This window comes from Polaribacter sp. AHE13PA, assembly GCF_019278505.1.
In the GTDB taxonomy this organism is placed as follows: Bacteria; Bacteroidota; Bacteroidia; order Flavobacteriales; family Flavobacteriaceae; genus Polaribacter.
Map to the genome: position 1 here is coordinate 2,079,548 of NZ_CP058985.1, position 20,279 is coordinate 2,099,826.

At 29.5% G+C, this 20,279-nt stretch carries 15 protein-coding genes; 9 read left to right on the top strand and 6 right to left on the bottom strand.

Features of this window, described 5'->3' with window-relative positions; all coding sequences use genetic code 11:
* Nucleotides 1-25: 25 nt before the first annotated feature.
* Nucleotides 26-2,785 (bottom strand): outer membrane beta-barrel protein, encoded by a 2,760-nt coding sequence (locus H0I28_RS09225; RefSeq protein ID WP_218758905.1) that lies wholly within the window; start codon nt 2,783-2,785, stop codon nt 26-28.
* A gap of 511 nt (nt 2,786-3,296) precedes the next feature.
* Here H0I28_RS09225 and H0I28_RS09230 point away from each other — a divergent pair.
* Nucleotides 3,297-4,382 (top strand): glycosyltransferase, encoded by a 1,086-nt coding sequence (locus tag H0I28_RS09230; RefSeq protein ID WP_218758906.1) that lies wholly within the window; start codon nt 3,297-3,299, stop codon nt 4,380-4,382.
* Here H0I28_RS09230 and H0I28_RS09235 read toward each other — a convergent pair whose 3' ends face one another.
* Genes H0I28_RS09235 through H0I28_RS09245 form a run of 3 tightly spaced genes read right to left on the bottom strand, consistent with a single transcriptional unit; the run spans nt 4,383 to nt 6,752 of the window.
* A complete protein-coding gene (locus tag H0I28_RS09235) occupies nt 4,383-5,195 on the bottom strand; it encodes a 2OG-Fe(II) oxygenase (RefSeq protein WP_218758907.1) in 813 nt (270 codons plus the stop codon).
* Nucleotides 5,188-6,066, bottom strand: coding sequence for a glycosyltransferase family 2 protein (locus tag H0I28_RS09240; protein WP_302850256.1), 879 nt, complete (start codon nt 6,064-6,066; stop codon nt 5,188-5,190). The genes H0I28_RS09235 and H0I28_RS09240 overlap by 8 nt, the downstream gene beginning before the upstream one ends.
* Nucleotides 6,066-6,752, bottom strand: coding sequence for a cell division ATP-binding protein FtsE (locus H0I28_RS09245; RefSeq protein WP_218731189.1), 687 nt, complete (start codon nt 6,750-6,752; stop codon nt 6,066-6,068). Before H0I28_RS09245 ends, H0I28_RS09240 begins: the two co-directional genes overlap by 1 nt.
* A gap of 164 nt (nt 6,753-6,916) precedes the next feature.
* Here H0I28_RS09245 and H0I28_RS09250 point away from each other — a divergent pair, with 164 nt between their 5' ends.
* The 7 genes from H0I28_RS09250 to H0I28_RS09280 are packed head-to-tail and all read left to right on the top strand — an operon-like array spanning nt 6,917 to nt 16,781.
* Nucleotides 6,917-9,976 carry a tetratricopeptide repeat protein gene (locus H0I28_RS09250; protein ID WP_218758909.1) on the top strand — a complete coding sequence of 1,020 codons (3,060 nt, stop codon included), beginning with the start codon at nt 6,917-6,919 and terminating at the stop codon, nt 9,974-9,976.
* A complete protein-coding gene (locus H0I28_RS09255; RefSeq protein WP_218758910.1) occupies nt 9,976-11,739 on the top strand; it encodes a hypothetical protein in 1,764 nt (587 codons plus the stop codon). The genes H0I28_RS09250 and H0I28_RS09255 overlap by 1 nt, the downstream gene beginning before the upstream one ends.
* A 39-nt stretch (nt 11,740-11,778) precedes the next feature.
* Nucleotides 11,779-12,495, top strand: coding sequence for a hypothetical protein (locus H0I28_RS09260; protein WP_218758911.1), 717 nt, complete (start codon nt 11,779-11,781; stop codon nt 12,493-12,495).
* On the top strand, nt 12,485-13,297 hold the full coding sequence (locus H0I28_RS09265) for a hypothetical protein (protein WP_218758912.1): 813 nt from the start codon (nt 12,485-12,487) through the stop codon (nt 13,295-13,297). Before H0I28_RS09260 ends, H0I28_RS09265 begins: the two co-directional genes overlap by 11 nt.
* A 49-nt stretch (nt 13,298-13,346) precedes the next feature.
* The gene (locus tag H0I28_RS09270; RefSeq protein WP_218758913.1) at nt 13,347-14,780 is read left to right on the top strand and encodes a M20/M25/M40 family metallo-hydrolase; all 1,434 of its coding nucleotides are present in this window, start codon (nt 13,347-13,349) and stop codon (nt 14,778-14,780) included.
* 4 nt (nt 14,781-14,784) lie between these two features.
* Nucleotides 14,785-15,147, top strand: coding sequence for a MauE/DoxX family redox-associated membrane protein (locus tag H0I28_RS09275; protein WP_218731195.1), 363 nt, complete (start codon nt 14,785-14,787; stop codon nt 15,145-15,147).
* Nucleotides 15,148-15,164: 17 nt separating this feature from the next.
* A complete protein-coding gene (locus H0I28_RS09280) occupies nt 15,165-16,781 on the top strand; it encodes an amidohydrolase (RefSeq protein ID WP_218758914.1) in 1,617 nt (538 codons plus the stop codon).
* A 37-nt stretch (nt 16,782-16,818) separates the two neighbouring features.
* Here the strand turns inward: H0I28_RS09280 and H0I28_RS09285 are convergent, their stop codons facing one another.
* Nucleotides 16,819-19,035: an FUSC family membrane protein gene (locus tag H0I28_RS09285; protein WP_218758915.1), complete on the bottom strand. Its 2,217-nt coding sequence runs from the start codon at nt 19,033-19,035 to the stop codon at nt 16,819-16,821.
* A 172-nt stretch (nt 19,036-19,207) separates the two neighbouring features.
* Entirely contained in the window at nt 19,208-19,324 is a 117-nt protein-coding gene (locus H0I28_RS17715) for a CDGSH iron-sulfur domain-containing protein (RefSeq protein WP_218755174.1), read from the bottom strand.
* Nucleotides 19,325-19,437: 113 nt separating this feature from the next.
* Here H0I28_RS17715 and H0I28_RS17720 point away from each other — a divergent pair, with 113 nt between their 5' ends.
* A complete protein-coding gene (locus H0I28_RS17720; protein WP_368384395.1) occupies nt 19,438-20,277 on the top strand; it encodes an FKBP-type peptidyl-prolyl cis-trans isomerase in 840 nt (279 codons plus the stop codon).
* Nucleotides 20,278-20,279 lie beyond the last annotated feature (2 nt).

The window sequence follows — 20,279 nt, forward strand, 5'->3', positions numbered from 1 at the left end:
ACAAAGTTCTGTTTAAAGCATTTCATTAATTCCTTCCAGAACCTCTTCTAGAACGGCCTCCACCGCTTCTATTCTTTCCCTGAACATTCATTTTCTGGCCAGCAAAACTACCAAACTTATACACGAAGTTGAGCATAAAATATTGTTCTAAAATTTTATTTTCTACATCTTGAATATAGGTTTCTGTTACAGATCTTCTATACCCATTATTCTTACCAAGCATATCATAAGCCACCAAAGAAAGTGTTGCTTGATTATCCCAAAGCTCGACTCCTAAACCTGCATTCCAAAAAACGGCATCACCATCAAACTCATCTCCCACTCTACTATTGTAGCGATATGAAACTCTATTAGATAAAAAAGCATTTTTAAAAAAGAACACATTAGAATTGACATCAACATTCTGAACAAAATAATTATTATCATTAAATGCATCTGTAGTATAAACATTTTTATTTTTAGAATAACTGTAAGCTGTAGTTATATCAATTTTGCTATCATAAGAATAACTAACAGAAAATGAAGGTTTTAAGACAGTAGTTTTTGCAGTAAACTCTACAGCATTCTGTAGAGATAAACTGTTCTTATAACTCGCATTAAAACGGGCATTTAAATTAATATTTGTTTTTCTGTTAAAGTAAGATTTAGAAACCGCAACATTTCCGGTATATGAATAATCTCCGTCTATATTACTATATGTAGTGTACCTGTTTAAATCTGCATCTGTAATGGTAGAGTTTATAATTTTATCTTGAACAAATTGTGCTCTCACATTTCCAGAAATGTTGATATTATTATACGCTAAATTATTTTGATATTGAAAACGTGCATTATGACTTATTCCTGGTTTTAAAAGCGGATTACCAACAATTACATGCGTAATATTACTAACATCTTCCACCGGTTGTAATTGTCCTACGGATGGTAAATCCACATTCTGATCATACTCTAAAGAGATATTTTTATATCCATTTTCATCTCTATAGCGTATTCTTCCCGAATAGGTTAGATAATCAAATTCGGCCTTAAAATCTCGCTCCGCTACCAACTCATCTTTATAATCTCTATAGGTATTGGTATATGCGCCTTCTATATCAAAACGAAATTCTTTATATTGATATCTTAATTTTAATGCAGGTCTTAATGTTGTGGTAACGTACTTACTCTCTGAACTTAGCAACTCATTAAAATCACTATATTCTTCTGATGTTTCATCGAAATCATAGATATATTTTTCGCTGTTTTTTGTATTAACTGTAGCGCTATATCTTGGCATCAACCTAAAATTTGTAAATAATTCCTTACTCCAAAAGGCATTAAAATTGATATCACTACTATTACTATCTGTTGTATTAATTTGATCTTGAATAACCGTTTGCCCCCTATTAACTAAAACGTTTTTAGAATATTTTTGACTATCGGAATCTGATTTGTTAAAATCTGTACCTAAGCTTACATTTAAATAATCTGCTTTATTATTTAAAACAGGTGTTACTGAAAATTCATTTTTAAATTCACTGCTAGAAGAGCTAGATTCGCTATTAGAAGTATAATCACTTACTAAATCGCCATTATCATAATAAGATTCACTTTTAACTGTTCCACCAGATTCTTGACTAGAACTTTTAAAATCTGTTTTATTAGATAAACGGACTTTCTTATTGGAAGAAGTACTTTTTGGTTTTAGAATAAATTTTAAATCTACTCCGGCTGTATGACTGTCTGAATCTGAAAAGCTATTACTTTTAGAGTCAGTAATATAATTTAAATCGGGTAAAAAAGTTTCTTTATGACTTATGTTATCAAAATCTCTATTCTGTGCACTATACCTATAATTACCATTTACACTTGTTTCATTCCATTTCCCTTTTGTATAATTTGCTCCTACAAAATCAGACTTAATATCTCCATTACTAGTATCTGTATCTGGTAAAGAATTAAACCCTTTAGATAAATTTATATTATTAGTACCACCAATAATCCCTAATTGTTTGCCATCAATTAATTTAAAAACATTGGCATTTGCCTGATATTTTTCATCTGTACCATAACCGAGTTTAACATCTCCAAAAGTAGCTCTGTTTTTCCCTTTTTTAATTTTAAAATTGATTTCTTTTGTACCTGAATCAGATTCTTCTCCTGTAAATTTTTGATTATCCGTTTTATAATCTGTAACCTGTACTTTACTTATAACGTTACTTGGCAGGTTTTTTAACGCGATATCTCCTTTTTGCTCACCAAAAAATCGCATTCCATCAACATTTATAGCCGTTACTTCTATTCCATTTACCGTAATAACACCATCTATATCGATATCTACTCCTGGTAATTTTTTTAATAAATCTTCGGCTTTGTCATTTGGTAAGGTTTTAAAACTATCTGCATTATATTCTACAGTATCTTTTTTTATTAAAACAGGAGGAGCTCTCGCAATAATTGTAATAACATCTAACTCTTCTATTTCATTATTTAAAACTAAATACCCCATATTTAATGTCCCGTTATCTGGAACATTAACAACTTTTATATATGGTTCATAACCTAAGGACGCTATGTTAAAAATCACTTTAGAATCCTCTCCAGCATTTACTCGCAAAGAATATTCACCATTTTTATTTGTAATACCATAAGCAATCGGAACACTATCTTTTGCACTCTGCACATACACTGTTGCTCCATTTAAAAAAATAGAATCTTGATCTTTAAGCACACCTTCTAACGTGAATTTTTGTGAGAATAATGTAGAAGAAATAAGTAGCAAAAATAATAGTAGTGTTGTTTTCAATGTATGCAGCTTTAGATTTAAATCTTTGACACAGAAAAAGGTATAAGGTTTAAATGAAAAGCAACAAAAATATCCTAACTTAAATTACCATATTAATAGAGATCAGCAGTTTTAACATTATAAATCATAGCATCTTCTAACTTTTAAAGGATACTGTAAAAATTTCCTTTTCATTTAAACCTTTTTAACACGATGGCTTTATAAAAATAAGGAACTTTTAAAAATCTAGTTTTACAATTATGACAACTATAAAACTTTGAATTGGGAATTAATCTTAAAACGAAACTCCTAGAGAGTCTTTTTCTAAAACTAGAGTTACATGATGGACATTTAGGCATTTGGGGGAAAGGATTAGTAATAGTTAGCTTACTGATAATCTACACATTAGTTAAACAAAACTACATTTAATTTTCTAAAAATAAAATTGATAAAAAAGGAATTCATATAACGATGTGCATTTTTATGATTTTGATAATTAAAACCATATTTTTGCTTGATACTGTAAAAAAAATTGAAAAAAATAATTGTTTCTGTCACAAATGACTTATCAACAGACCAACGTGTTGATAAAGTTTGCTGTACGTTACATAAAGATGGTTTTGAAATTGTTTTAATAGGTCGGAAACTAAAGAATAGCCAACCTTTAAATAGAAATTATTCCACAAAAAGAATCCGATTATTTTTTAACAAGGGTTTTTTGTTTTATGCAGAATATAATTTTCGTTTATTTTTTATCTTATTTTTTTCAAAGAAAGACATCTTACTTTCTAATGATTTAGATACATTATTACCTAATTTTTTAGTGAGTTGGTTACAAGGGAAAAAAATAGTTTATGACAGTCATGAGTTATTTCCAGAAATTCCTGAATTGGTACACAAACCTTTGGTTAAAAAATGTTGGTCTAATTTAGAAGCTTGGATACTTCCAAAACTAAAAAACAGCTACACAGTTTGTAAAAGTATTGCAGCGTTTTATCATAAAAAACACAAAACGGACTTTAAAACAATTATGAACTTACCTAGAGATAAAGAAATTCAGTTAGGTATGTTTCCTTTTAATACTAAAGACAAAAAAATCATTCTATATCAAGGTGCAGTAAATTTAGGAAGAGGCCTAGAATTAATGATTGATACCATGCCTTATTTAAAGAATACACTTTTAGTAATTATTGGTGATGGTGATATTATTGACGACCTAAAACAATGCGTACACGAAAAAAAGTTAAACAACTACATTTATTTTTTAGGTAAAATTTCTCCGATAGAACTACACAAACTAACACCTTTAGCAGATTTAGGGATAAGTGTAGAAGAAGATCTAGGCTTAAATTACAGATATGCTTTACCAAACAAAATATTCGATTACATACAAGCCGAAGTCCCTATTTTAGTTTCTAATTTACCAGAAATGAAACAAATTGTACTAAATTATAAAGTAGGTGAAATCGTTAAAAGTAGAAATCCAAAAGAACTTGCTACACAAATAAAAAGGTTACTAGAAAAGGATTTTTCTACAGAATTAAAGAAAGCAAAAAAAGAATTGGTTTGGGAGAAGCAAGAAGAAAAACTATTGTCAATCTTCAATAATTTAAAATAGCTATTTTTTGTATTGATGCGGGTTTTCTCTAATGCCTTTTTTAAATAATTTGCGTACACTAGATCGCAGAGTATTATCTATTCTTAAGAAAATATCTTTTACTTTTTCTGAAGATCTTCCTCTAAATGTTGTTACATGAAAAGTATCCGAAACTAAAATAGGTGTGTTAGAAAAATAGTAATTAGATACACAGCATCTAACAGCATCCTTTTCTACTTTACTTACAGAATGCCAAGAGTTTTGATGCGTTGTCATAACAACCAACCTGTTAAATTTACTTACTACGGTAGTTGCTGTTTTTTGTAATCCTTCTGGCCAAATCTCTAAATTACCTCCATTATCGGCAGTCCAATTAGGACTTACATAATACAAAAGGTTTAAAACCCGCCATCTATTTCTATCCTTATCATGAGAATTATCTAAATGCGGATTTAAAAAATTATCTTTTTCCATTAAAGATAATCCACCAGCATACAAGTTTTCATCGCTATAAACTTCTTCTAATTCACAAATTTCGGAAACCAAATCGACCACTCTTTTGTCTTGAAACGCATAAATAACTTCTTCTAAAAGAGTATTATAGTTATCCATTTGGTAGGCTGTAAATTTAAACTCTCTTAAATTCTTTTTCCGAACAGCTTCCTTTGTTGTAGGAAATTTATTATAAATCTCTGTAGCCAGTTCTTTTGGCAATAAATCATCTATAAAAAAATAACCAATCGTATCTTTAGATTCTAAAAACTGAATTTTTAAAGCTTCTTTATTTGTAATTAATTTAGAGCAAATTAAACCGGCGATTTCAGTTCTATTCATGTTTTAATTTTAAATGACACATATAGCTTACTTTCATACAATTTAAGAAAAAAACTGAAGATTTTTTGATAGCTAATTTTTCAAAGAAAAGGTGAAACACACCAACTATTCTTGTCATTCTTAAAATAGATATTTTTCTCACCAACGCTAACAAAGGCATTTCTTTTGTATCAATTAAACTTTGTTTATCAATAAAAATAAGGTTTTCCATTGCTTCTTTAGTTTTAGCAACAAACAAATCATTTTTATCTAAACCTAAATGATACACCTCATTATTTATATGTTCAATTTTATATCCTTTCTTTATCAACTCTAAAGAAAACAACAAATCTTCTCGCCCATATTGCATTAATTTTTCTTCAAATTTCACACTATTAAAGATCTCTTTCCTAACTAAAAAATTTGAAGTGAAAAAATATTTATCTGGATGTTCAATACGTTTATCAACAGAAATTTCTTCGTGCCTTTTCCCATATTTATAACGTAATAATCTAAAATTCTCTTTTTTATTTTGGTATAATAATCCTCCACAAAAAACAGTTTTATCTTTTTTAAAACAATGTATATAGTTTTTTATAAAATTAGAATTTACAGGAATAACATCAGCATCTAAAAACAACAACCAATTATATATTGCTTTTTTTGCTAATAAGTTTCTAATTGCACTTCTACCAATGTTATTTTCTAGACTTTTAAAACTAGAGAAAGAAAGTTTATTTATGTCCTTATTTTTTTCATTTAAAGGTGACTTAGAGCCATCATCCAAACAAATAATTTCAAATTGTATGTCTTCTAAAATTAATTGTTGATGTATCTCTTTCACCAAAAAAAAAGTATTGTAATTATATGTCGGTATAAGAACAGATAGCATTAAGTAGTTGCTTTTTGGGCTACTTCAAATAATTCTCCCCCCTCACACTTTAATGTTTTTTGCTTAAACTTTACAATTAACTGATAATCGTGCGTTGCCATTAAAATGGTTTTTCCACTTTTATGAATTTCATTTAAAAGTTCCATCACTTCTAAAGAAGTTTTTGGATCTAAATTACCTGTTGGCTCATCTGCTAAAATTAATTCTGGATCATTTAACAACGCTCTTGCAATAGCAATTCTTTGTTGTTCTCCTCCAGAAAGCTCGTACGTTTTTTTGTAAGCTTGAGATTTCATCCCTACTTTATCTAAAACCTCGTCAATTTTTTCTTTAATCTTAACTTTATCTTTCCAACCAGTAGCTTTTAAAACAAACTCTAGATTACCAAAAATAGTTCTATCGCTTAATAATTTAAAGTCTTGAAAAACAATTCCTATTTTTCTTCTTAAAAAAGGAATCTCTTTTTCTTTTATTTTTTTTAAATCGAAGTCTACAATACTCCCCGCGCCTTTTTGTAATTTTAAATCCCCGTATAGGGTTTTCATTAAACTACTTTTTCCACTTCCTGTTTTACCAATTAAATAATAAAACTCTCCTTTTTGTATTGATAAATTTACGTTAGACAATACCAAATTTTCTCTTTGATAAATCTCTGCGTTCTCTAAAAATAAGACTGGTTTTTCCATAAAAAACTTGTTTTTACAAACTTAAAAGTTTTGAACGATTTTATACCATGAATTATAAACAATTCTTATTTTTGAATTAAAATATTTTTTCATATTTTTTTCTTCTAACATCAAACAAAATTAAAATAAGTTCGTTATTCATTCTAGGTATCAAAAATAATTATATGAAGTTTATTTTTATAAAAAAACGTTTTATTACATGTTTCTTATTATTAATTGTTTTTGCAGGTTATAGTCAGCAAACAATTGTAGAAACTAATAATTTCACAAAATATAACAATGCTATAAAATTGTTTAATAATAAAGCTTATGCTGCTGCACAAAAAAGTTTTACAGCAATAAACGAGACGGCTACTCTTGGATCTAATTTAAAAGCAGATGCTGCTTATTATGATGCCATGTGTGCTGTACGTTTAAAACAGTCAGACGCAGATAAAAAAGTGCTTACTTTTATTGAAGAAAACCCTAATAGTAGTAAAAAAAACACCGCAGTTTTTACAGTTGCAAATTATTACTTTGCGAATAAAAAAGCGGCTTACGCACTTAAATGGTACCAAAAAGTAGATGCTGCTTATCTTTCTAAAGAGGATAAAAAGGAACTCGATTTTAAAATGGGGTATTCTTATGTAATTAGCAATAATTTACCTTTAGCTAAAGAAAAATTTCTTCCTTTAATTAATGATGCTAAGTACGGAAATGATGCAAGGTATTATTATGGTTACATTGCATATAAATTAGAAGATTATGGCATTGCAGAATCTACCTTTAAAGAAATTGCAGACAACGAAACCTACCGTGTAGAAATTTCTTATTACCTGTTAGATATTAGTTTTCAAGCAGGTAAGTTTGAACGCTGTATTAAAGTTGGTAAAGAATTAATTAACACCTTTCCTAGAAAAGATAGGTCTGAAATTTCTAAAATAATTGGAGAGAGCTATTTTAATTTAGAAAAATACAGTGAAGCAATTCCGTATTTAAAAGCTTATACCGGTAAAAAAGGAAAATGGAACAACACCGATTTCTATCAATTAGGATATGCATATTACAAACAAAACGATTTTGAAAACGCGATTAGTAATTTTAATAAAATTATAGATGAGAAAAACTTTATTTCTCAAAATGCATATTATCACTTAGGTGAATGTTACCTTAATTTAGAGAAAAAGACAGAGGCTTTAAATGCGTTTAAAACTGCTTCTGAAATGGATTTTGACAGAAAAATTAAAGAAGATGCTGCTTTAAATTATGCGAAATTGAGTTATGAAGCAGGAAACCCTTTTAAAAGTGTTGCTGAAGTTTTACAAGAGTATTTAAAAGAATATCCAAAATCTACAGCTTATGAAGAAATTAACGATTTAGTAGTTTCTTCTTTCTTACACCAACAGGATTTTAAAGGTGCTTTGGTCTTTTTAAACGAAAAGAAAACTGAAAAAAATAATTCATTAATTTCTGAAGTTTCTCTATACAGAGGTATTCAATTATTTAATGATCAAAAATTACAAGAAGCATTGCCTTTGTTTGTTGCAGGTAAAAAAGCAACAGAAGTATCTATTAGAGAAAAATCTAAATATTGGGAAGCAGAAACTTTGTATCAATTAGATAACCCGAAAGAAGCACTTTCTAAATTTACTGCTTTAAAAAAGGAATTGAAATCAAAAGATGAAGATTTTAAACTAATTGATTACAATATAGGCTACAGTAATTTTACACTAAAAAATTATGCAGATGCAGCCGTATCTTTCGAGAACTTCTTAAAAGATGGTTCTCTAGAAAAAGACATTAAAGACGATGCATACATTCGTTTAGGTGATAGTTACTTTGCTATTAGAAATTACAGAAGCGCCATTAATGCTTACACTACGGTTGTTAATACCTATGGTGCAGAAGCAGATTATGCGCAGTATCAAATTGGAATGAGTTATGGCTTTATAGAAGACAATCAAGCTAAAATTACAGCGCTTACCAATGTGGTAAATAAATACCAGATTTCTAACTTAAAAGATGACGCTTTATTTCAACTTGCAAATACATACACCGTAATAAAAGAGAATAACAATGCACATAATGCCTACAACAGATTAATAGAAAAACATCCAAATAGTATTTTTCTCCCAAAGGCATTAGTCCGTCAGGGTCTATTGTATTACAGTGAAAATGATAGTAAAAAAGCTTTAGAAAAGTTTAAACAAACTACCAATCAATTCCCAAATTCTCCAGATGCTTTTGAGGCAGTTGCAAATGCTAGAAATATTTATATTGACAATGGCAATTTAAACGAGTATGTAGATTGGATATCTGGTTTAAAATTCATAAATGTTACAGATTCAGATTTAGACAATACGACCTTTGCTGTGGCAGAGAAAAAATACTTTGAAGCAAAAGATGGTAGTGAAATTATTAGAGCACTTTCTAAATACACCATTTCTTTTCCTGAAGGAATTCACAAACTAAAAGCTAATTATTATTTGGCAGACATCCTTTTTAAGGAAAAAGAATTTAACAAGGCTATTGCCTATTATCAAAATGTTCTAGAAGAAGGACAAAATGAATATAGTGAAGATTCTCTAGCCAAATTAGCGCAAATATTTCTTGAAAGAGATGAATTTGAAAATGCCATACAAATATTAGATCGATTAGAATTGGAAGCTTATTCTACCGAGAATGTATTATTTGCACAGAGTAATCTAATGAAAGGTTATTATGAAACAGAAGCTTACGACCAAGCTATTGCATACGCTAAAAAAATTCTTGCAAAAGAGAAGTTAAATATCCAATTGGAAAATGATGCTAAAATAATTATTGCACGTGCTTCTTTTAAAACCGAAGATTTTTACACTGCAGAAGAATATTATACAGAAGTAGAACGTAAAGCTACAGGAGAATTAAAAGCAGAAGCATTGTTTTATAATGCTTTCTTTAAAAATCAAAAAGAAGAATACTTAGACTCTAATAAAACGGTTCAGAATTTAATAGCAAATTACTCTTCTTACAAATATTGGGCTGTAAAAAGTTATATTATAATGGGTAAAAATTATTATGGTTTGCAAGATGTGTATCAGGCTACTTTTGTGCTAGAAAACATCATTAAAAACTTTACACAATTTGAAGACATTGTAGAAGAAGCTAAAAAAGAGCTAAAAAATATAAAAGAAAACGAAGCCAAAACTAATAACTCTGTAACTCCTATTAAAGAGGACAACACAATTAAAAACAATAAAAAATAATGAAAAAAGGTTTCACATTATTTCTAGTCTATTTTTCATTTTTAAGTTTAAACGCTCAAAAAAAGGATCAGGCTAAAGACACCGTAAAAACAGAAGTTGTAAATATTGTAACAAAATACAATCCTAAAATTTCTGATGCCAAAAAAATTAATAAAAACCCTAAAATAGAATTGCTTAAAAACAGCGAAAAGAAAAAACTAGAATATACTATTTTTTCTGCTCCAGTTGCCTCTACTTTTATTCCTAAAAGTGGTGTTGTAAAAGGCATTGATGTTGGCGTTAAAGAAAGGGTCTACAAGAACTATTTAGCCGCAGGTATCGGAAATTATACAACTCCATATTTAGAAACATATCTAACCCACAGTACTAATTATGAAAACGAGTTTGGTTTTAATGCTAAGTATTTAGCATCTCTAGATAATGTTAAAAACTCGGTACTTAACAGTAATTTTTCTAACTTTAATATTGGGGCATTTTACAAACAACAGGAACGTTATTTCGACTGGAAAGTAACTTTAAATTCTGAAAGAAATCTTTATAATTGGTACGGTTTACCAGATATTACTTTTACAGAACCAACTGTATCTGCAATAAATGAAGAGCAAGTATTTAATTATTTTGACTTAATTGGGGAATTAAATTTTGAAGATTCTTATATTCAATCTGGAAAAGTAAACTTTGCAAACTATACAGATAGCCATGAAAGTAGCGAAATCTTAGCAAAATTTCAAGCAAAATTAAATTTGCCTTTAGATTATTTACTGCCTAATTTAAATGATATCTCTATAGCAACAAGTATCGAATTTTTAAAGGGAGAATTTAAAAACGATTACAGCAATTCTAACCCTGTAAAATATGGTACCTCTACCATCAACATAAACCCTCAATATAAAATGGAATATCAAGGTTTTTCTATAAAACCGGGTCTTAAATTAATTGCTTCTTTTGATTCAGAAAACAGCGCTAATAACTTTTTTATACTGCCAGATGTTTTTGTTGAAGGACCAATTATAGAAGAGTATTTAAATGTGTATGCAGGTATTACGGGTGATTTACATACCAATACTTACAAAAACTTTACAGAAGAAAATCCTTATGTATCTCCAACACTTTTTATAACACAAACTTTAGAAAAATCGAACCTCTTTTTAGGATTTAAAGGTCTAATTATAGATGATTTAAGTTTTAACGTAAAAGCAAGTTTTAAATCTGAAGAAGACAAACCAATGTTTATAAGAAACAATTCTAAGTCCGACGGAACCAATACTACTTATAATAGCATGGATTTAAAAGGTTATGAATACGGCAACTCTTTTGATGTTCGTTATGATGATCTAAAAACCAACACCTTCTTTACAGAATTAGAGTATGAATATTCTAAAAACTTATCATTCGGTATGCAAGGAATATACAATAGTTACACATTAGAAAATGAAGTAGAGGCTTGGAACCTACCTTCTGTAGAAGGAAATATTTCTGCGAAATACAAAACAAATAAATGGTTTGCAGGTGCCAATATTTTTTATGTTAGCGAAAGGAAAGATGCACTTTATAGCAGTCAATATCCAACTACCTCAACTGGTTCAGAAAACGTAGCTTCATTTACCGATGTAAACCTAAACGGAGGGTATCATTTTAACGATAAGTTTTCGGCTTTCCTAAAGTTAAACAATGTATTTAATACAAAATACCAACGTTTTGCAAATTTTGATACACAAGGAGCTCAAATACTTGGTGGTTTAACCTATAAGTTCGATTTTTAAAAACCTATTTAAAAGCAACCTTTTTACCAAATTAATTTTATGTTATATTACTTAGTTATTGGACTTCAAATTTATTGTGCATACCACGCCTATAAGAATAGAAACAATATGTATTGGTATTTTATCATATTCTTTATTCCGGTAATTGGTTGCATTATTTATCTTTTAACACAGGTAATCAGCAAAGGAGACGTTACTCATATTACAGAAGAAATAACGACTATAATTAATCCTACAAAAAAGATTAAGGAGTTAGAAACAGCTTTAAAATTTTCTAACACATTTCAAAACAAGATTAATTTAGCCGATGCGTATGCACAAAACAAAGAGTACCACAACGCAATTGAACACTATGAAAATGCGCTAGAAAGCAACTTTAAAGACGACCCTCACACCATAAACAAACTTATTATTTGTTATTATAATATTCAAGAATACGACAAGGTTATTGCATATGCTCCCAAAATAGACCTTCAAAAAAACTTTAAAGAAACGCTCTTTTTTTACGGCTTAGCTTTAGAACAAAAAGGAGAACTAGAATTGGCAGAAATTCAATTGAGAAAAATTGATATACGTTACTCTCATTACGATGAAAGACTTGAACTCTCTAAATTCTTAATTAGGAATAACAAAAAAGAGGCAGCTAAAGAGATTTTAACTGAAGTTATTACAGAAATAAACGCAATGACCAACGCAAATGCAAAAAAACATAGAAGCATACTTTCTGAGGCTCGTAAAATTCTAAATGAGAAGTAACTATTTTTTTAAAGGAATTCTACATTTATTAATTTTCATATTTCTAACTGTAGCAACTCAAATTGGAGGCTTTTTATATATAATTCCATTTTTACTGATTTCTAATAAAGTATCAAAATATAAATTGAAAAGAACATTCTTTTTCATCACTTTATATTTAACAGCATCCTTTTTAATTGTTCCAAAAGTTGCACCATTATTTGGACGCGTTAAAATTGAAAACAACAAAAACTTAGAAGCACATAATTTTCTAACTAAACTCTTTAATAGAAATTATGTAACGCCTAAAATGCAAAAAGTATTGACAAGTATTTCTTTAAAAATAAAAAAAGAATCGCCTTCTCTAAAAGTTATTTATTTAGATGCAAATTTCCCTTTTTTTAATGGCTTTCCACTACTCCCACATTTAAGTCATAATGATGGTAAAAAGATTGACATATCATTTATATATCAAACCGAAAAAGGTATAAATACAAATTCGAAACCGTCTAATAGTGGCTACGGAATCTTTGTAGCTCCAAAAAAAAATGAAAGTAATCAAACCAATATTTGTAAGAAAAAAGGGTTTTGGCAATATGACTTTACTCAGTATTTTACGCTTGGAAGCTTCCACTCAGATTTAAAAATATCAGAAAAAGCAACCAAAAACCTTATTATACAAATATTAAAAGAAGATGCGATTAGTAAAATTTTTATAGAACCTCATCTTAAAAACAGGTTAAACCTCCGTAATTCTAAAATTAGATTTCATGGTTGTGGTGCCGTTAGACATGATGATCATATTCATTTTCAAATTAAATAAATAGTCATTTCATTTTTGTAGCTTTATAGAATCAAATAAACTACCCAACATGAAAAAATTACTACTACTATTTTTATCATCAATCTTACTAATTTCTTGTAATCAAAAACAAGAAAAACCAATAGACAATACCCAATTTTCTGCAGAAGAAAAAATTGATTCCACTAAAATAAAAACACTATTCAACACTGCTTTAACAGAAGGTAAATCTTATGAATGGTTACGAGATTTAACTCAGAATATTGGTGGTCGTTTGTCCGGTTCTCCAGAAGCTGAAAAGGCCGTTATTTGGGGAGAAAAATTAATGAAAGAAGTTGGTTTAGATTCTGTTTGGCTACAACCTGTTATGGTGCCTCATTGGGTTCGTGGCGAAAAGGAAGTTGCTAATTATGCAATAAACGGCGTTCAAAAAAATGTACCTATTTGTGCTTTAGGCTTTTCTATTGCAACTTCTAAAGAAGGTGTTTTAGCAGAAGTTATAGAAGTAAAAAGTTTAGAAGAAGCAACAGCTTTAGGCGATAAAATGAAAGGTAAAATCATTTTTTTTAATCGTCCGTTTGATAATACTTTAATAAAAACCTTTGAAGCATATGGAGGTTGTGTAGACCAACGTGTTAAAGGAGCTGCTGTTTGTGGAAACTTTGGTGCAAAAGGTGTAATTGTACGTTCTATGACCAATGCTGTTGATGACTATCCGCATACAGGAACCATGAGTTATGGAGATTTACCTAAAGAAAAACACATACCTACTGCTGCAATAAGCTCTAGAGCTGCAAATATTTTAAGTGATGATTTAAAAGCAAATCCTAATTTAAAATTCTACTTTAAACAAAATTGTGAAACTTTACCAGACGCTCCTTCTTTTAATGTTGTTGGAGAAATTAAAGGTTCTGAAACTCCAGAAAATGTTTTTGTTGTTGGTGGGCATTTAGATTCTTGGGATTTAGCAGAAGGCGCACATGATGATGGTACAGGAATTGTACAATCTTTAGAAGTTGCTTACTTATTTAAAAAAAATAACATTAAGCCTAAAAACACCTTACGAGTTGTCTTTTTTATGAATGAAGAAAACGGAACAAAAGGTGCTAAAAAATATGCTGAATTAGCAAAACTAAACAAAGAAAACCATATTGGAGCTTTAGAATCTGATGGTGGCGGACATACACCTAGAGGTTTTTCTATTGATGCAAATACTGTTAATACAAAATTATTACAAAGCTGGAAAAAACTATTATCGCCTTATGGTTTACACGATTTAGACAAAGGCGGTTCTGGTGCAGATATTAGTCCGCTTAAAGCAGAAAATGTAACCTTGGTTGGTTACAGACCCGATTCTCAACGTTATTTTGATTATCACCATACAAGTACAGATACTTTTGACAAAGTAAACAAACGCGAGTTAGAATTAGGTAGTGCCTCAATGGCAAGCATTATTTATCTAATGGATAAATATTTATATAACAATACTCCGGTAAAACCGTAATTCCATGGACATTTTCATCCTAATTTTAAAAATATTTTTCGGTATTTTATTCTGTTTCGCAGGAATTATGCACGTTATAAAACCGGATATTTTTAAACACTTTATCCCCGATTTTTTACCGAAACGATTGGTAAATTATATTGCAGGGATTATTGAATTCTGTTTAGGCTTAGGCTTATTTTTTCCATCAACCGTAAAATATGCTGCAATAGGTATTTTTATGCTGATGGTTCTTTTTCTTCCCATTCATATTTGGGACGTTACTAAAGAAAGACCTGCTATTGGATCTAAAAAAATAGCTATTATTAGAATTCCGTTACAATTTTTATTGATGTATTTATCATACCTTATTTATCTAAATTCATAAACCTAGAATAAACCAAAATGAAACAACTTCTTTTCTTTTTCACCATATCAATTGCACTGTTTTCTTGTAATAACAAACAGCAAGCAGATTTAATTGTTATCAATTCAAATGCTTATACTGTTAATAATAATTTTGACAAAGCAGAAGCTTTTGCTATAAAGGGAGGAAAGTTTATTGCTGTAGGAACTTCGAAAGAAATTCAAGAAAAATATCAATCTAAAAATATAGTTGATGCAAAAAATCAAACAATTCTACCTGGTTTAATTGATGCTCATTGTCATTTTTTCAGAATGGGATTACAGCAACAAAAAGTATCTCTAGAAGGCACTAAAAGTTACGATGAAGTTTTAGAGAAGATTGTCGATTTTCAAAAAGAAAAAAACGTCACTTTTATTACGGGTCGTGGATGGGATCAAAACGATTGGGAAGTAAAAGAGTTTCCTACTAAAGAAAAATTAGATCAATTATTTCCAACAACTCCTGTTGCAGTTGGTAGGGTTGATGGACATGCCTTGCTAGTAAATCAAGCTGCATTAAACTTATCTGAGATAACAAAAGACACCAAAGTTTCTGGTGGAGAAATTATTTTGAAAGATGGCGAATTAACTGGAGTCTTAATTGATGCTGCCATGGATTTTATTAAGTTTCCAGAAACGACAAAACAAGAAGCAATTCAAGGGTTATTAGATGCTCAAAAAATTTCTTTTTCTTATGGATTAACCACAGTGGATGATGCAGGAATCAACAAAAAAACAATTGAACTAATTGATAGTTTACAACAAGTTGGAAATTTAAAAATGCGTATTTATGCAATGGTTTCTGGCGATAATCAACAAGAAATAGACTATTATATTAACAACGGCATTGTAAAAACTGACAGATTAAACGTTCGTTCTTTTAAAGTGTATGGAGACGGCGCTTTAGGTTCTAGAGGAGCTGCAATGCGCATACCATATTCTGATAGAGAAAACCATTTTGGTGCCTTAATTTATAGCCCAGAGAGATATCAAGAAATTGCAAGACAAATTGCTGCATCCAATTTTCAAATGAATACGCACGCTATTGGAGATTCTGCAAATACTTGGCTTTTAAAAACCTATAAAGAAGTTTTAAAAGATGAAAAAGACAGACGTTGGAGAATAGAACATGCACAAATTATTGCTCCTGATGATTTTAAAAACTTTGATAATATATTACCTTCTGTACAACCAACGCATGCAACTTCAGATATGTATTGGGCAGAAGATAGAATCGGAAAAGAGCGAATAAAAGGTGCTTATGCTTTTAAAGACTTATTAAATACATATGGAAAAATTGCTTTGGGTACCGATTTTCCAGTAGAGCAAGTAAATCCATTTTTAACGTTTTACGCTGCTACTATCAGAAAAGACCTCAACAATTATCCTGAAAATGGTTTTCAGATGGAAAATGCCTTAACCAGAGAAGAAACTTTAAAAGGAATGACCATTTGGGCAGCTTATTCTAATTTTGAAGAAGACGAAAAAGGTTCTATTGAAGTGGGTAAATTTGCAGATTTTGTAATTCTAAATCAAGATATTATGAAAGTTAAAGGCAATAATATACCGAATACAAAGGCCGTTTCTACTTTCTTAAATGGTGAAAAAGTTTATTAAAAACACTTTCTAAATTGAATATAAGTTTGATAAAAAACTAAACTTTCTTGATGTTTTTTATCAAACTTTCAGACAAGCTTAACAACCACCTAACCTGTTCAGAGACCATTTGTGTTTCGTGTAATTGAGATCTCATTTCTTTTGTAATAGGCAATCCCTTTGCTATTTCTTTGTCTCTTTGGTTTGATAAACTTTGAAAGTAATCATCATAGTTCTTGGCAGCAAAACCTAACTCTTCTGTATCCAAACAAATGGTAGACTCCGAATTATTTAAGAGTTCCATCGCCTTTTCTAAATTGGATAAAATGTGCTTAACATAAACTTCAAATTGTTCGGGCACCTTACCTGTTTCATTCGTTCTAATATACATCCCTAAAGAAGAAAGAGAAGACAAATACGTATTAATTATGGTTATAAGTTCATAAAATACTGCAATATTTTCTTGTCTAGATTTTGGTTCTTGTGCTAATCTTTGATACGCCGCATTTAAGTTTCCTACTTGTAAAAAGGCTTCTTTTCTGGCCAAAGCATATATAGTAGGCACTTCTCCTTTCTCGTGATAAAAAATAGCTATTTGTTTTAAAAAATCTGAAAAACCTTCAATTGATTTCGATAAAACCTCCTTAATATTTTTAGCTTCCCAAGCAGGCCAAAAAAGATAATTTGCAACGTATGCTAGCATAGAACCAATAAGAGTATCAATCACCCTAAACTGAATAACCGTTAAAATATTAGGGTGAATTAAAGCATACATAAAAATGACATATAGCGTAATAAAAGCTGCTGCATTTCTATAATTTTCCTTCACTAAAGAAAAACCTATTATTAAAGAAACGGCAGCTATTACAGCATAAATTACTGGATTTTGAGTTAAAAAAATAATTCCAACTCCTACAGCTGCTCCTATTAACGTACCTACTACCCTGTTCTTTGTTCTTTCTTTAGTTAAACCATAACTAGGTCTCATTATAACGACTATCGTTAACAAAATCCAATAAGATTGCTGCATTTCTATAACAAAACCAATAGCAAAACCAATAAGCATGGTAAGCGTTAATCGTAAAGAATGTCTAAAGATAGGTGACTTAAAAGTGAAATTTGCTTTTAGTTTTTTAACATCATAATCTTGAGGCGTTAAAAACTGTTCCGCGTCTTTAATAGCTCTAATTTTATCGTTTTTAGAATAGTTATCTAAAATTCTAACGATATCCATTAAATTACTAATTTGTTTTTCTTGATACGCTTTATAATTTAATAGAAAAATTACTCCTTCTCTAGATTCTGGCAAGCCAATATCTACTTTATAAATTTGAATATGATTTTCTATTTTTTTTATTAAAACCTTAAAATTATTTTTATACGTAAGTTTTTCTTCCTTTAGAATAACTTTTGAAATGTGATTTAGTTTATCTGAAACTTCAAAAATTAAAAGTTTAAACTCATCTACTTTCTCGTGGTGCTCTTTAAATAAAGTATCGAATTTGTCATAATCAATGGCATTTGAAATAGCAAGCTCATAGATTTCAATAATTTTAGAAAAAATTAATTGCTGACGTCTTGTTCTATTACTAAACCCGGAATTGAATCTTTTTTCTAAAACAACTTCCCGAATATTCTCTTGAAGTTCATTAATAGCTGTTTGCAATTTAAAGTTTTCCTCTAAGAGACTTGTTCTATCATTTTCTTCCGCTAACAGTTTTCCTCTTATTTTTATAAATTCTGCTGTTTTCTCCAACAATTCAACAAATAAAAAGTCCGCCTGAACTCTGGGTAATAACAATTGTGTTGAAATTGCTAAAACTAAATACCAAACACCTCCTAAGACAATAAATAATGAATGTTCTAAAATACTAATTTCTGTGCTTTGATGTCCAAAAGCCAAAACCAAAGCAATTAAACCGGATAAGGAAATTAAAGAAGCCCTAAAACCAAATACAGAAATATAAGAAATTAAAAAGACTAAAATGATTAGTAAAGGAACTAAAACAGGAAGGTAATTGTTAAAATAACCAATTAAAAATGTGATAGAGAAAGCTAAAATTAGAGACGCTAACATTCCATAAAACTTATGTTTCACACTACCTGAGACATCTGATGGTGCACATAAAATAGCGCCTAAGGCAATACTAAACCCTACATCAAAACTATCGAAAAAATACACAGAGACAATTACAGCAATTACCATGGCTAAAGCAACTAAAAATGCTTTAATAAAATAAATGCCCTTAAAATATCTAATTAAATTTTTAACCATAATCAAATTAATATTCAAATTTAAGAAGTTTTCTTTCTAACACTAATAATTAAAGGGAATTAAAACAAAAAAATAAGTGAAGTAAAAATACTTGAGAACTTAACATCAATATAAAAAAAGGTTTGTAAAACATAAAATAATTGTCGATCCTAATTATTTAAGAGTAACATTATTATTTATGAAAACCATCACATAAAGGTTTATTTTCAGACAAACCACAAGTACACCATGCATAGTTCCCTCCTTCTAATTCTACTGATAGAGATCTATTTCCAGCTCTTTTGGTAATTCCTTATTTATTTTAGTGAATAATATAACAAAATTTCAGGAATAGTTTATAAAATTTTAATTTATAATGATTTTTAATTATTTTATATTAGCCCGAAATTTTAAAACTATAAAATGAAATCCTACTTAACACTTTTTTTATCAGTAATTCTTTTTACCTCTTGTATTAGCGATGATGAAACTACTTGTACACCTCAAACAGATGAAGACATTGTTGAATATATTGAGAGTAAAGACTTAATAACTACAAAGACTGAATCTGGCTTATATTATACTGTAAACAATGAAGGTACAGGAGAAACTCCAACTGAAAATTCTATTGTAGATGTTAAATATAAAACATATTTTTTAGACGGAACTGGTAATGCTGAAAGTGAATCTATTGCTCTAAATTTAAGCACATTAATCCCTGGATTAAGTGAAGGAATTCAACTATTTAAAGAAGGAGGAAGTGGAACTTTAATTATTCCTTCTGAATTAGCTTTTGGAGAATCTGGAAACTCTACTGGATCTATTCCTTGTGGAACTGTTTTAGTTTTTGAAATAGAAGTTTTAGCTGTTCATGATAGTTATGAAGCACAAAATGAGGTTGCTATTTTAAAATATATTGATGACAACGATTTAGATGCTATAAAAACAGAGTCTGGTTTATATTACGTTATAAATACAGAAGGAACAGGAGCACAACCAACAAGTGCTTCTAACGTAACTGTTTCTTACAAAGGAACTTTTTTAAACGGAGAGACTTTTGATGAAAGCACTGTGTCTGGAATAGACTTTAATTTAAGTCAAGTAATTGCTGGTTGGACAGAAGGCATTACATACTTTAAAGAAGGTGGAGAAGGTATTCTTTTAGTCCCTTATACTTTGGGTTATGGACAGTACGGAAGTGGCGCTATTCCTGGTTATACTCCTTTAGCCTTTGATGTAAAATTAATTAGCGTTAATAACTAGAC